This is a genomic window from Bradyrhizobium sp. BTAi1 (genome assembly GCF_000015165.1).
GTDB lineage: Bacteria > Pseudomonadota > Alphaproteobacteria > Rhizobiales > Xanthobacteraceae > Bradyrhizobium > Bradyrhizobium denitrificans.
Genome location: NC_009485.1, coordinates 1,821,235 through 1,834,726, shown reverse-complemented (window position 1 = coordinate 1,834,726; position 13,492 = coordinate 1,821,235). Strand labels below are relative to the sequence as shown.

The window sequence follows — 13,492 nt, the reverse complement described above, 5'->3', positions numbered from 1 at the left end:
TCATCGCGACAATCCCCGACAGCATCTTGCAGATGAGCTTCTGCGATCTCGCAGCGCGTTTGCGTCCGAGCTCTGAGTCAGCATCGCCCTTGACTTAGAGGGCGCAGGGAAGGCCGGGCCTCGACTGAGGCCCGTGGCCCGCCTGCTCAAAAAAATGCAGGCGGCAGGTACCACAGGTCCAGCCGGACGACCCGGCCCTCCCTGCGCGGTGGCTTTAACGGCTGCTTCGCGTTCTCCCCGGTGCGCCGGGCTTTCTGGCCACCGTTGCCTGCGCGGCGCGTCAGCGCCGGCGCAAGCGTGACACCAGCATCGGGGTGCCAGGACCGCGCGACTTGACCGTGCGCAACGAACCGTTCGTCGGCGCGACATCAGCCGCGCTGCGATCCGCTACGCCCATCGCATTCCGCTGCCGATGCCGTCTGGTGGGGCAAACTCGCACAGGAATCCTTCACTCATGATCTTGCCCTTCCTCAAGCGACCGGCACGCTAGACAACGGTTGTAGAGCCAGACGTCACCGCGGATCGCTCCCTCGGCGTCCAGCCAATAGGCGTAGGCGACGCGGCCATTATCCTCGACGACAATCGTTGCGGTGGCCGCCAAGAGGCTGATGACTGACGAGGCCGCCTGAGGTCGCGCGTGCATCTGCCTCCGATCTGAACGGTTCGAGTTTTCCTGACGGGCTCGAACGACACCGATCACATATCACCGTCGAGCCGCTCGACAGAACCAAACTCCAAACGCAGCAATCTCTCCATCGCCGCACTCATGTTGGGAACGACGGTGCCGTAGTCGAAGCGACTGGGTGACGCGATCACCCCGCGCAGATAGTCGCCCACGCGATACACCGCGCGGACGTTCGAGCCGAGCCGATCGAGCGTCGCCCCGATCCGATCCAAAGGTGTCTCCGACTCCAACGTGAAGACAGCCGACACGAATGAGGACAGGACGCTCTCGACGATGGCGCCCTCGCGCAGCATCAGTTCGATGGCGTCGGAGCGATCGTTCGCGATCGTCTCATTCGTATCGTCGCGAACCTGAAGCAGCACATGACACACTCTCGTGCGCTGGAGAGGAGGAATGGACACGTCGCCCCGCTCGAGCGCCTGCAAGGTCTCTGCGGGCACAAAGTCTCCAAAGATGGCGCGGAGACGTTTTCTCATGAACCAACTCACGGTCGATGATAGCCTCGACGAGTCCAACTCCGTCAATCGAAACCGTCGTCACCGCGCGGAACGCCAGCTGCGCGGCGATCATCGGCCGCCTTGCACAGCTCATGCGGTTGGTTCACAACATCCCACGAGACGCCCTGGACAACAACAAGAACACGGCCCGAGCCCCGCCCCTCATGTTCAATGCCATCGAACGCCCCGCGGGCCCGCCGCCCGGCCTTGGCCAGATCATCAGCGATTTCGGCCCGCTCTACGCCTCGCACGGCTTCATCGGCTGGCTGTTCGCGATCACCGGGCCGGTCGCCATCATCCTGTCGGTCGGCGCCAATGGCGGGCTGTCGCAGGCCGAGATCGCGTCGTGGATCTTCGGCGTGTTCTTCATCAACGGTCTGCTCACGATCCTGCTGTCGTGGCGCTATCGCGAGCCGTTGGTGCTGTTCTGGACCATTCCCGGCACCGTGCTGATCGGCCAGTCGCTGACGCATCTGAGCTTTGCGCAAGTCGTCGGCGCGTTCTACGGCACGGCGCTGTTGATGCTGATCCTGGGGCTCTCCGGCTGGGTCAAGCGCGCGATGCAGCTGGTGCCGATGCCGATCGTGATGGGCATGGTGGCCGGGGTGTTCCTGCGCTTCGGTCTCGATCTGGTCCGCGCCGTGCTCGCCGACTTCGCCATCGCCGGGCCGATGGTCATCATCTGGCTGGTGCTGACAGCCCTGCCCGCGCTCGGGCGGCGCTGTCCGCCGATCATCGGCGCGCTGGTGATCGGCACGCTCGCGGCCTTCATGTTCGGCAAATATGATCAGGGCACCTCGCTGCAGATCGCGCTGATCACGCCGGTGATCCCCACGCCGTCCTGGTCGCTCGCGGCCATGATCGAGCTCGTGGTGCCGCTCGCAGTCACCGTGCTGGTGGTGCAGAACGGCCAGGGCTTTGCCGTGCTGAGCGCCGCCGGCCACAAGCCGCCGGTCAACCTCGTCACGGTGGCCTGCGGCATCGGCTCGGCGCTGGCCGCGATCGTCGGCGGCGTCTCGACCTGCCTCACTGGCCCGACCAACGCGATCGTCGTCGCCGGCGGCGAGCGCAAGCGTCATTATACCGCCGCGATGCTGGTCGGCGTGCTGGCGCTCGGCTTCGGCTTGCTGGCGCCGACCTTCACGACGCTGCTGTTGATCGCGCCAAAATCCTTGATCACCACATTGGCCGGACTGGCCATGCTGCGGGTGCTGCAGACGGCGTTCGTGACCGCATTCAAGACGCGGTTCTCGCTCGGTGCGCTGATCGCCTTCCTGGTTACGGTGGCCGATGTGCCGCTGCTGAATATCGGCGCCGCATTCTGGGGGCTGGTCGCCGGCTTTGCCACCTCCTGGCTGTTGGAGCGGGCCGACTTCACAGCCGACGCTCAGACCTGAGTCGAAGCGCCTGCGATCTCGCTGCATCGCATCACGCTCGCTCGTGACATCTGCGCACATCGCGCAACGCCCTGTTGCAGCGCCGCTGGATCGCGCTACACTTCCCGACCAAACAAGAATGATCTCAAGAATCATTTGGGGAGGACACGATGACCGCGATCACGCGCCGGAACATGCTTGCGGGCACGGCAGCAGCGGGCGCATGGGCGCTCACCGGCCAACCTGCCTGGTCAGAACCGCAGTGGAAGAAATATGCCGGCACCAAGCTCGAGGTGATCCTGGCCAAGGGGCCGCGCGGCGACAATCTGCAGAAGAACATCAAGGAATTCACCGCCCTGACCGGCATCGAGGTGGAATCCGAGCAGATCCCCGAGCAGCAGCAGCGCCAGAAGGTGGTGATCGAACTGTCGTCCGGCAAGCCAAGCTTCGACGTCGTGCATCTCAGCTATCACGTGCAGAAGCGGCAGTTCGAGAAGGCCGGCTGGCTCACCGACGTCACCGACTTCATGAAGGATCCGAACCTCACGGCCCCGGACCTCGTGCCGGGCGATTTCTCAGCCGCCGGCCTGACTTACGCCAGCAACGACAAGGCCCGCATGTTCTCGCTGCCTTGGTCGGTGGACTACTTCATCCTCTACTATAACAAGGAGCTGCTGGCGAAGAAGGGCGTCGAGGTGCCGAAGACGCTCGACGAGATGGTGGTGGCGGCGCAGAAGCTCACCGATCCCAAGGACGGCACCTTCGGCTTCGTCGGCCGCGGCCTGCGCAACGCCAACATGACCTTGTGGACCAACTTCTTCCTCAATTATGGCGGCGAATTCCTCGACGCCAAGGGCAACATCCAGACCGATGGTCCCGAGGCGATCGAGGCCACCAAGCTGTATCAGAAGCTGCTGACCACTTGCGCGCCTCCGGGCGTCGCCGGCTTCAACTGGATGGAGTCGATGGCCTCGTTCACGCAAGGGCGCTCGGCGATGTGGATCGACGGCGTCGGCTGGGCGCCGCCGCTGGAAGATCCCAACGCCTCGCGCGTCGTCGGCAAGGTCGGCTACACCGTGGTGCCGGCCGGACCCAAGGGGCAGTATTCGGCGACCTATGGCGACGGCGTCGGCATTCCCGCGGCGTGCAAGAACAAGGAAGCCGCCTGGCTGTTGTGCCAATGGATGGTCTCCAAGGCGCAGGGCGCGCGGCTGGTGCAGGCCGGCGGCGGCGTGCCGTTCCGCAACTCGGTGCTGGGCGATGCCGAGATCCAAAGCGGCGTGAAGATGCCCAAGGAATGGCTGCAATCGGCGATCGACTCCGGCAAGATCTCCAAGCTCGGCCTGCCCGTCATCATTCCGGTGGCCGAATTCCGCGACCTCGTCGGTGCGGCGCTGACCGCCACGCTGTCGGGCGCCGATCCCGCGACCGAATTGAAGAAGGCCCACGAACAGTTCCGCCCGATCCTGGAGCGCAGCGAGAAAGCGTGAGCACGATCGTCGAGCAGGTCTCCGGCGCGGCGAGCGAGGCCGCCGCGCCGGAACGCGCATTGCGGCCGCCGTCCTACTGGCCGTTCGTGGTGCCGGCGCTGGTCACCGTGCTCGCGGTGATCATCTTTCCCTGGCTGTTCACGATCTGGATGAGCTTCCAGGAATGGAAGGTCGGTTCGCCCACGGCCTTCGTCGGGCTATCGAACTATCTGCGCTTGCCGGCCGATCCGCGCTTCGTCGAGTCGGTCGGGCACACGCTGTCCTACACGGCGCTGTCGGTGCTGCTGCCGCTGGTGCTCGGCACCTTGGCTGCCGTGGTCTTCCACGCGCGCTTTCCGGGACGTGGCCTGCTGCGCGCGCTGTTCATCATGCCGATGATGGCGACGCCGGTCGCGATCGCCCTGGTGTGGACCATGATGTTCCACCCGCAGCTCGGCATATTGAACTATCTGTTGTCGCTCGTCGGCCTGCCGCCGCAGCTCTGGGTGTTTCATCCGGGCACGGTGATCCCGTCGCTGGTGCTGGTCGAAACCTGGCAATGGACGCCGCTGGTCATGCTGATCGTGCTCGGCGGCATCGCCTCTTTGCCGACCGAGCCCTATGAGAGCGCGCAGATCGACGGCGCCTCGACCTGGCAGATGTTCCGCTACATCACCTTGCCGCTGATCATGCCGTTCTTGTTCATCGCTGCGATGATCCGTGCCATCGACGCGATCAAGAGCTTCGACATCATCTTTGCGATCACGCAAGGCGGTCCGGGCTCGGCGTCGGAGACCATCAACCTCTATCTCTACAGCGTCGCCTTCGTCTATTACGACCTCGGCTATGCTTCGGCGATCGCGGTGGTGTTCTTCGCGCTGATCGTAGCGCTGACCGCATTGCTGCTGGTGCTGCGCCGGCGCGCGCAGTGGAATGCGCTGGGGACCGACACATGAGCGCGCACACCATCCTCGGCCGGCTCGGGCTGGCGCTGGGCGTGTTCCTCATCGTCTCGCCGGCGATCCTGTTCTTCCTCTGGATGATCTCGCTGTCGGTGAAGTTCGAGGTCGACAACGCGGCCTATCCGCCGGTGTTCTGGCCGGAGCATTTCGCCTGGAAGAACTACACTGATGTGCTGTCGTCCAACCGCTTCTTCACCTATTTCAAGAACAGCCTGCTGGTGACCGGCGGCGCCACGGCGCTGGCGATGCTGGTCGGCGTGCCCGCCGGCTACGGCATCGCCCGCATGGCGGCACATAAATCAGCGATCGTGATCCTGATCGCACGCATCACGCCCGGCCTGTCCTACCTGATCCCGCTGTTTCTGCTGTTCCAATGGCTCGGCCTGCTCGGTACCTTGTGGCCGCAGATCATCATCCATCTCGTCGTCACCGTGCCGATCGTGATCTGGATCATGATCGGCTATTTCGAGACCACGCCGATCGAGCTCGAGGAGGCCGCGCGGATCGACGGCGCCACGCGCTGGCAGGTCTTCCGCCACGTCGCATTGCCGGTGGCCAAGCCGGGTCTGGCCGTCGCTTTCATTCTCGCGGTGATCTTCTCCTGGAATAATTTCGTGTTCGGCATCGTCCTGGCCGGACGCGAGACACGCACCTTGCCGGTCGCGGTCTACAACATGATCTCGTTCGACCAACTCTCCTGGGGCCCGCTCGCCGCAGCGGCCCTGATCGTGACATTGCCGGTGCTGCTGCTGACGGTCTTCGCGCAGCGTCAGATCGTGGCCGGGCTGACGGCGGGGGCAGTCAAGGGCGGTTGACGAACGATTGGCCATCATTGCGGCCGCGACCGCGCATATTCCGCTCGATGGAGAACGGATCGCGGACAATTTGCGGCGCGCACGCCGTTCGCCTTCGTCAAGCCATGTTCCGCTCCATGGTTACCTAAATGGAACCGGGATTCGTTCCCGTGCTTGACGCGTGGAGAGATCATCTTCAAAGGTTTCAAAGAGTTTCTGTGCCGGCTTCGTTCCAGCCGAATACCACTGTGCCCGCGCGATCGACCGGCTCGGATTGGCGCCCCGTTCGGTTCGTCGTGCAGATCCATCACCGGCTGAACGCCAGACCGACGAAAGTTGCATGACGTCCGATCGCGACGCCTCCGCGCCAGACCGATTGGCTGCCCTGTTGCAGACCGAGCTGCTCGACTCGCCGCCCGAGCCCGGTTTCGATCGCGTGACGCGGCTTGCGACACGGCTGCTGGCTGCGCCCGCATCGATCATCGCGCTGGTCGACCGCGACCGGCAGTTCTTCAAGAGCTCCGTCGGCCTGTGCGAGCCGTGGGCGTCGCTGCGCGAAACGCCGCTCAGCCACTCGTTCTGTCAGCATGTCGTGACCACGGCTCAGCCGCTCGTGGTGGTCGACGCGAGCGAGCATCCGCTGGTGAAGGACAATCTCGCAGTGCCGAGCCTCGGCGTGATCGCCTATCTCGGCGTGCCGCTGAAGCTGCCGAGCGGCGAGGTGATCGGCGCGCTCTGCGCCATCGACCACGTGCCGCGTCCATGGAACGAGGAGGATATCGCGCAGCTCACCGAGCTCAGCGAGATCGTGATGGACGAGATCGCGCTGCGCACCGAGAATGCGCGCAGACGCACCATCGAGCAGCATCAGCGCGTGCTGGTGCACGAGCTCAATCACCGGGTCAAGAACACGCTCGCGCTGGTCGACAGCGTCATCGCGCTCAGCATCCGCGCCGACACCGCGCTGACCGAGTTCGGCGAGGTGCTGCGCGGCCGCATCGCCGCGCTCACCCGCAGCCACGCGCTGGCGCTGGATCGCGGTCGCGAGGCGCTGGGCCTCGACGAGCTGGTCCAGGCCGAGCTTGCGCCGCTGCAATGCGACCGCGTCGCAGTCGAGGGGCCCGCCGTGCAGCTTGCGCCGGGGATTGCGCTCTATCTGTCGATGGGCCTGCACGAGCTGATCACCAATGCGGTGAAATATGGCGCGTTGTCGAATGACGGGGGACACGTGGCGCTGAGCTGGACGGTCGACGATGGCCGCCTCAAATTATCCTGGCAGGAAAGCGGCGGGCCGCCGGTCGCGCCGCCTGCGCGCAACGGCTTCGGCTCGCTGCTGTTCGAACGTATTCTCGGCGCGGCACTGAAGGGCGAGGTGACGCGCGACTTCGCCACCGATGGTGTCAAGGTGACGTTCGATCTGCCGCTGACGCCGTGAGCTTCGTTCAGCCGCGCTGACCGCGCCGGCGCGTCAGCGTGATCTCGGCGAGGATCGACATCGCGATCTCCTCCGGCGTGATGGCGCCGAGATCGAGCCCCGCCGGCGCTTTCACCCTGTCGAGCAGCGCAGCGTCGATGCCGTCTTTGATCAGCTTGTCGCGCAGGCTGTCCATCTTGCGGCGGCTGCCGACGAAAGCGAGATAGGTCGCATCGCAGCTGAGCGCGGCACGCAGGGCGACTTCATCGCCCTTGCCTTGCGTCGAGACCACGATGAAGCGGGCGCCGCCGGCCAGCTGCTCCAGCGCAAAGCCATCGACGCACACATCGACCTCCGGTGTCGCGACGAGGTCGGCGGCCGGCGCCGCCAGGGTGACATGATAGCCCAGGGGCCGCGCCTGCGCGGCGAGCGACAGCGCGACCGGGCTCGCGCCGAAGATGACCAGCGACGGATGCGGCAGCACCGGCTCGACGAAGACGTCCATCGTCCCCTGGCTTGGACACATGTTGGCGGCGAAGCGCACGCCCTCGCGGGTCTCGCCGGGCCTGACGCCGAGCTCGGCCAGCAGATTGTCCGGTTGCACCGAGATCATGCGCGGGATGCCGTCGGCCAGCGCCTCGCGCGCCGCCTTCAGCACCGCGCCGCGGGCGCAACCGCCGCCGATCCACCCCGCCACGATCGTGCCATCGGACCGGATGATCGCCTTGGCTCCGGCTTTCGCAGCGGTCACCGACACCGTGCGCACGACGGTGGCGAGCACGAAGCTTTCTTCCCTGGCCTTGAGCTGCGCGGCCAGATCGAGCAGTTCGGTGGCGCCCATCATGAGTCTGTTCCTCGCGACGACATGGCCTCACAACCTCGCCAGATAGGGCTCCAGCGCCGCGAGCGAACGCAGCGTGTGCGCCGGGGCGTAGAGATCGACATGAGGCAGCGCGGCCTTGATGCCGCGCGCCTCCGGCGCGTAGCCGTCCCAGCCGAGCATCGGGTTGAGCCAGACGATGCGGCGGCAGCGGCGGCGCAGTTGCGCCATCTCGCGGCCGAGCAGGGCCGGATCGCCGGTGTCGTAGCCGTCGGACACGATCATCACGCAGCTGCGCGAATGGAGCACGCGCGCGGCGTGCCAGCGATTGAAGGTCTGCAGGCTCTCGCCGATCCTGGTGCCGCCGCCCGCCCCCTGCGCCATCATCGACAACCGGTCGAGCGCGCGCGCCGCGTCCCTCTCCTTCATCGCATCGGACACGTAGGCGAGCCTGGTGTGAAACAGGAACGCCTCGGCCTCGCGAAACGTGTCGAGCACGCCATGGATGAAGCGCAGGAACACCGCCGTGTAGGCGCTCATCGAGCCGGAGGCGTCGAGCAGCACCACCAGCCGCAGCGGCTTGGACTTGCGGCGCCGGTGCACCAGCGCAATCGGCACGCCGCCATGGCTGATGCTCCGGTGAATCGTCCGGCGCAGGTCGAGCCGCTGGCCCTTGCGCCTGACCTGATCACGCCGCGTCAGCCGTGTCCGCATCACCCTGGCAAGCCGCGCGGCCGCCTCATGCGCCAGCGCGACCTGTTGGGGATCGGCGAGCCTGCGGAAATCGGTGTCGGCCAGCGTCTCAACCCGCGAAGCGCCCTCGCTGCGGCCTTCGCCGCCGGCATCGCGCGGCGGGTCGTCGGAGGGGATCTGATCCGTCGCGCCCTGCGGGCCGGATTGGCCCGCATTGGCGTCCTGCAGGCTCTTCAACGATGGACTGTTCGCGGCCGGCGCGGCGCCCGACACCAGCGAGCGCGAGCGCACGCGCTTGCCGAGCCAGAACGCATCGAACAGACCGTCGAAACGATCCCATTCGCTCTTGCGCGCCGCGAACAGATGTTTGAACGCCGAGCGCAACAGGCCAGGTTTGCCGGCATAACCCGCGGCCATCACCGCCGCGGCGTCCTGCCCTTCCTGCAGTCCGACTGCGAAGCCGTTGTCGCGCAACGTTTTCACAAACGCGCCCAGGCGGCCCACGAGGAGCCGCGCCACCGCGTCGAGGTCTTCATGGTCAGGCGTGGCGCCACAACAGCTCATGCGACCTTCCCCACCAGCCGCGCCGTGATCTCGCGCGTGATGCGGGCGCGGTCCTCATGCGTCTTGAGCAGACACATCAGCGTGTCGTGCACGAGCTCGGGCTGATCCTTGAGATCGCGCACGTCGAGCCCGACCAGCGCCGCCGCCCAGTCGAGCGTCTCGGCGACGCCAGGCACCTTGCGCAGTTCCTCCTTGCGCAAGCCTTCGACCAGCCGCGCGATCTGCAGTGCGAGCGAAGCCGAGGCGCCGCCGATCCGCGCCAGGATGATGCGCGCCTCGCGATCGACATCCGGATAGTCGACATAATGATAGAGACAACGCCGGCGCAACGCGTCCGACAGCTCGCGGGTGCCATTGGAGGTCAGCACGACGTGCGGAATGCTGGTCGCCTTGACGGTGCCGAGCTCGGGGATGGAGACCTGGAAGTCGGACAGCAGCTCCAGCAGGAAGGCCTCGAACTCGTCGTCGGCGCGGTCGATCTCGTCGATCAGCAGCACCGGCGGCCTGGCGCGCCTGATGGCCGCGAGCAGCGGCCGCTCCAGCAGATATTTCTCCGAGAAGATCTGGTCCTCGATCGTATCAGGCTGGCCGCGATGCGCCTCGATCGCCAGCAACTGGCGCTGATAGTTCCATTCGTAGAGCGCCGAACTTTGATCGAGGCCTTCATAGCATTGCAGCCGGATCAGCTCGGTCGCATGAACCGACGCCAGCGCCTTGGCGACCTCGGTCTTGCCGACACCAGCCTCGCCTTCGAGCAGCAACGGCCGCTTCAGAAGCTGCATCAGCGCAACCGCCGTTGCCAGCTCGCCATCGGCGATGTAGCCGCAGGCGGCGAGAGATTTGGCGATGTCGTCGCGGGCTTTCATACCAGTTCGTTTCTCGATCTCACCGCACAAGCAGTACGTTCCCTGCCCCTTGTGGGGAAGGGCTCAAGGAGCCCCAAGCGAGTCTGCCGCCGGGGACCCTACCTCCGACCCCTCCCCGCAAGGGTGAGGGGAGTGCACCATTGATGCGGTGACCGCGTCGGTTCTCTCTCCGTCATTGCGAGCGAAGCGAAGCAATCCAGGGTGGTCGGCGGGACTCTGGATTGCTTCGTCGCTTCGCTCCTCGCAATGACGGCGGTGATCTTGGCTACAGCCTACGCCACCACGCCCAGATTCTTCGCCGCCTGCCAGTTGCGCCAGTAGTCGTGGGGCATCTGGATGTGGGTGGCGCCGAGGAACGCGAACGCGTCGTTGACGGCGTTGGAGAACGCCGGCACGCCGCCGACATTGGGGCTTTCGCCGACGCCCTTGGCGCCGATCGGATGATGCGGCGAGGGCGTCACCGTGAAGTCAGTCTCCCAGTGCGGCGTCTCCACGGCGGTCGGCATGAAGAAGTCCATGAACGAGCCGGTGACGACATTGCCCTCGGAATCGTAGCGGATCTCCTGGCCCATCGCGATCGCGAAGGCTTCGGTGAGACCGCCATGGATCTGGCCCTCGATGATCATCGGATTGATGCGGGTGCCGCAATCATCCAGCGCATAGAAGCGCCGGACCTTGTACACGCCGGTATCGACGTCGATGTCCATGACGCAGAGATAGGCGCCGAACGGATAGGTCATGTTGGGCGGGTCGTAATAGCTGACCGCCTCCAGCCCCGGCTCCATGCCCGGCGGTACCGAGTTGTAGGCCGCCCAGCAAATGTCCTTCATCGACATGACCTTCTCCGGCAGGCCCTTGACGCGGAAGCCGTCAATGTCCCATTCGAGATCGTCTTCGTGGACCTCGAGCTTGTAGGCCGCGATCATCTGCGCCTTGGCCTTGATCTTGCGCGCCGCCATCGCGATGGCGGCACCGGCGACCGGGGTCGAGCGCGAGCCGTAGGTGCCGAGGCCGTAGGGCGCGGTGTCGGTGTTGCCCTCCTCCACCATGATGTTGTCGGCGGGAATGCCGATCTCGCTGGCGATGATCTGCGCCCAGGTGGTCTCGTGGCCCTGGCCCTGGCTCTTGGTGCCCATCCGCGCGATGCCGGCCCCGGTCGGGTGCAGCCGGATTTCGCAGGAATCGAACATCGCAATCCCCAGGATGTCGCAGTTCTTGGACGGACCGGCGCCGACGATCTCGGTGAAGAACGACACGCCGATCCCCATGATCTCACGGGTCTCGCCGCGTTTGAACGCCGCGCGCTTCTCGGCCTGCTCCTTGCGCAGGCCTGCGTAGTCCACCGCTTCCATCATCTTGCGCATGGCGGTGTGGTAGTCGCCGGAATCATATTCCCAGCCCAGCGCCGAGTGATAGGGGAATTGCTCCGGCTTGACGAAGTTCTTCAGGCGCAGCTCCGCCGGGTCCATGCCGAGCTTCTGCGCGAGAATATCCATCGCCCGCTCGATGCAATAAGCCGCCTCGGTGACGCGGAACGAGCAGCGATAGGCGACGCCGCCCGGCGCCTTGTTGGTGTAGACGCCGTCGACGCTGAGATGCGCGACCGGGAAGTCGTAGGAGCCGGTGACGATGTTGAAGAAGCCGGCCGGCCATTTCGACGGATCGGCGCAGGCGTCGAAGCCGCCATGGTCAGCGAGCACGTGGACGCGCAGGCCGGTGACCTTGCCGTCCTTGGTCGCCGCGATCTCGGTGGTCATGTGATAGTCGCGCGCGAACGCCGTTGCGGTCAGGTTCTCGATGCGGTCCTCGACCCATTTCACCGGCTTGCCGGTGACAATCGAGGCCACCGCGGCGCAGATATAGCCGGGATAGGCGCCGACCTTGTTGCCGAAGCCGCCGCCGATGTCCGGCGCGATGACGTGGATCTTCTGCTCGGGGATCTTGGCGATCAGCGACACCACGGTGCGGATCACATGCGGCGCCTGGAAGGTGCCCCAGATCGTCAGCTCGCCCTTGATCTTGTCGAACGCGCAGACGCACTGGCAGGTTTCCAGCGGCGACGGATGGGTGCGGTGATAGGAGATCATCTCCTTGATGGTGACCTCGGCCTTCTTGAACGCGGCGTCGGTCAGCTCCTTGTCGCCGACGCTCCATTCGAAGATGTGGTTGTGGTGCTTGCGCGGCCCGTGTGCGCCGACGGTCTTGCCAGCAAGATCCTCGCGCAGCACCGGCGCATCCGGGTCCATCGCCTTGAACGGATCGACCAGCACCGGCAGCGGCTCGTACTCGACGACCACCTTGGAGACGCCGTCATCGGCGGCATAGCGGTCGGTGGCAACGACGAAGGCGACCTCCTGGTTCTGGAACAGCACCTTGCCGTCGGCCAGCACCATCTGCACGTCGCCGGCGAGCGTCGGCATCCAGGCGAGGTTGACGGTCTTCAACGTCTCGGCGGTGATGACCGCGAGCACGCCGGGCACCTTCAGCGCCTCCTCGGTGTGGATCGCCTTCACCCGCGCATGCGCATGCGGCGAGCGCACGAAATCGCCATGCAGCATGCCCGGCAATTTCACGTCGTCGACGTAGTTGCCCTTGCCTTGCGTGAAGCGGATGTCCTCGACGCGCTTGCGCCGGCAGCCCATGCCTTCGAGCGCGGCTTCGCGTTGTTCCCGCGTGGGAGTCATGTCGTTCATTCCGCGGCCTCCTGGAATTCAACGCCGTTGATCTTGGCGGCGGCGTATTGGATCGCCTTGACGATGTTCTGGTAGCCGGTGCAGCGGCAGATGTTGCCGGAGATGCCGGCGCGGATCTCGGCTTCCGTCGGCGACGGATTTTCCTTCAGCAGCCGATGCGCGCGGATGATCATGCCGGGGGTGCAGAAGCCACATTGCAGGCCGTGCATCATGCGGAAGCCTTCCTGCAGCGGCGACAGGGTGCCGTCGGCGTTGGCCATGCCCTCGATCGTGGTGATCTCGGCGCCGTTGGCCTGCACCGCGAGCATGGTGCAGCTCTTCACGCTCATGCCGTCGATGTCGATCGTGCAGGCGCCGCAATGGCTGGTCTCGCAGCCGATATGAGTACCGGTGAGCTGCGCCTGCTCGCGCAGGAAATGCACCAGCAACGTGCGCGGCTCGGCGAGGCCTTCGACCTCGCTGCCGTTCACCTTCATTGTGATGTGGGTTTTGGGCATTGGTTGCTCCCTGGAAGATCGCATGGCTTGGGCTCGACTCGAGCCGCGTTGTCAGTGCGCTCCCCTCCCCCTTGCGGGGAGGGGTCGGGGGTGGGGGTCCACGGCGGCAGTGTCGCCTTGGGCTCCCCCCTCCCCGCCCTCCCCCACAAGGGGGAGGGGGAC

Annotated in this window: 11 protein-coding genes; 5 read left to right on the top strand and 6 right to left on the bottom strand. The window is 65.6% G+C overall.

Features of this window, described 5'->3' with window-relative positions; all coding sequences use genetic code 11:
- Nucleotides 1-696: 696 nt before the first annotated feature.
- On the bottom strand, nt 697-1,161 hold the full coding sequence (locus tag BBTA_RS08175; protein ID WP_012041997.1) for a hypothetical protein: 465 nt from the start codon (nt 1,159-1,161) through the stop codon (nt 697-699).
- 185 nt (nt 1,162-1,346) lie between these two features.
- Between BBTA_RS08175 and BBTA_RS08170 the strand changes: the two genes are divergently transcribed.
- The 5 genes from BBTA_RS08170 to BBTA_RS08150 all read left to right on the top strand — a co-directional run bounded on the left by BBTA_RS08170 (nt 1,347) and on the right by BBTA_RS08150 (nt 7,218).
- Complete coding sequence (locus BBTA_RS08170) at nt 1,347-2,579, top strand: benzoate/H(+) symporter BenE family transporter (RefSeq protein WP_012041996.1); 1,233 nt, start codon at nt 1,347-1,349, stop codon at nt 2,577-2,579.
- Between the two features lie 149 nt (nt 2,580-2,728).
- Entirely contained in the window at nt 2,729-4,048 is a 1,320-nt protein-coding gene (locus BBTA_RS08165; RefSeq protein ID WP_012041995.1) for a sugar ABC transporter substrate-binding protein, read from the top strand.
- On the top strand, nt 4,045-4,983 hold the full coding sequence (locus tag BBTA_RS08160) for a carbohydrate ABC transporter permease (RefSeq protein WP_012041994.1): 939 nt from the start codon (nt 4,045-4,047) through the stop codon (nt 4,981-4,983). Before BBTA_RS08165 ends, BBTA_RS08160 begins: the two co-directional genes overlap by 4 nt.
- Complete coding sequence (locus BBTA_RS08155) at nt 4,980-5,804, top strand: carbohydrate ABC transporter permease (RefSeq protein WP_012041993.1); 825 nt, start codon at nt 4,980-4,982, stop codon at nt 5,802-5,804. The genes BBTA_RS08160 and BBTA_RS08155 overlap by 4 nt, the downstream gene beginning before the upstream one ends.
- A gap of 319 nt (nt 5,805-6,123) precedes the next feature.
- A complete protein-coding gene (locus BBTA_RS08150; RefSeq protein ID WP_012041992.1) occupies nt 6,124-7,218 on the top strand; it encodes an HWE histidine kinase domain-containing protein in 1,095 nt (364 codons plus the stop codon).
- A gap of 7 nt (nt 7,219-7,225) precedes the next feature.
- Here BBTA_RS08150 and BBTA_RS08145 read toward each other — a convergent pair whose 3' ends face one another.
- From BBTA_RS08145 to BBTA_RS08125, 5 genes are all read right to left on the bottom strand, one after another.
- The gene (locus BBTA_RS08145) at nt 7,226-8,041 is read right to left on the bottom strand and encodes an XdhC family protein (RefSeq protein WP_012041991.1); all 816 of its coding nucleotides are present in this window, start codon (nt 8,039-8,041) and stop codon (nt 7,226-7,228) included.
- 27 nt (nt 8,042-8,068) lie between these two features.
- Complete coding sequence (locus BBTA_RS08140) at nt 8,069-9,274, bottom strand: VWA domain-containing protein (protein WP_041750471.1); 1,206 nt, start codon at nt 9,272-9,274, stop codon at nt 8,069-8,071.
- The gene (locus BBTA_RS08135; protein WP_041750470.1) at nt 9,271-10,140 is read right to left on the bottom strand and encodes a MoxR family ATPase; all 870 of its coding nucleotides are present in this window, start codon (nt 10,138-10,140) and stop codon (nt 9,271-9,273) included. Before BBTA_RS08135 ends, BBTA_RS08140 begins: the two co-directional genes overlap by 4 nt.
- 272 nt (nt 10,141-10,412) lie before the next feature.
- Nucleotides 10,413-12,833, bottom strand: coding sequence for an aerobic carbon-monoxide dehydrogenase large subunit (locus BBTA_RS08130; protein WP_012041988.1), 2,421 nt, complete (start codon nt 12,831-12,833; stop codon nt 10,413-10,415).
- A complete protein-coding gene (locus BBTA_RS08125) occupies nt 12,830-13,330 on the bottom strand; it encodes a (2Fe-2S)-binding protein (protein ID WP_012041987.1) in 501 nt (166 codons plus the stop codon). The genes BBTA_RS08130 and BBTA_RS08125 overlap by 4 nt, the downstream gene beginning before the upstream one ends.
- Between the last annotated feature and the right edge of the window lie 162 nt (nt 13,331-13,492).

Bases quoted from the DNA above. Each gene is read 5' to 3' on its own strand.
- BBTA_RS08165 (WP_012041995.1), top strand. From the start codon at position 2,729: ATGACCGCGATCACGCGCCGGAACATGCTTGCGGGCACGGCAGCAGCG.
- BBTA_RS08145 (WP_012041991.1), bottom strand. From the start codon at position 8,041: ATGATGGGCGCCACCGAACTGCTCGATCTGGCCGCGCAGCTCAAGGCC.
- BBTA_RS08135 (WP_041750470.1), bottom strand. From the start codon at position 10,140: ATGAAAGCCCGCGACGACATCGCCAAATCTCTCGCCGCCTGCGGCTAC.
- BBTA_RS08155 (WP_012041993.1), top strand. From the start codon at position 4,980: ATGAGCGCGCACACCATCCTCGGCCGGCTCGGGCTGGCGCTGGGCGTG.
- BBTA_RS08130 (WP_012041988.1), bottom strand. From the start codon at position 12,833: ATGAACGACATGACTCCCACGCGGGAACAACGCGAAGCCGCGCTCGAA.
- BBTA_RS08170 (WP_012041996.1), top strand. From the start codon at position 1,347: ATGTTCAATGCCATCGAACGCCCCGCGGGCCCGCCGCCCGGCCTTGGC.
- BBTA_RS08150 (WP_012041992.1), top strand. From the start codon at position 6,124: ATGACGTCCGATCGCGACGCCTCCGCGCCAGACCGATTGGCTGCCCTG.
- BBTA_RS08125 (WP_012041987.1), bottom strand. From the start codon at position 13,330: ATGCCCAAAACCCACATCACAATGAAGGTGAACGGCAGCGAGGTCGAA.
- BBTA_RS08140 (WP_041750471.1), bottom strand. From the start codon at position 9,274: ATGAGCTGTTGTGGCGCCACGCCTGACCATGAAGACCTCGACGCGGTG.
- BBTA_RS08175 (WP_012041997.1), bottom strand. From the start codon at position 1,161: ATGAGAAAACGTCTCCGCGCCATCTTTGGAGACTTTGTGCCCGCAGAG.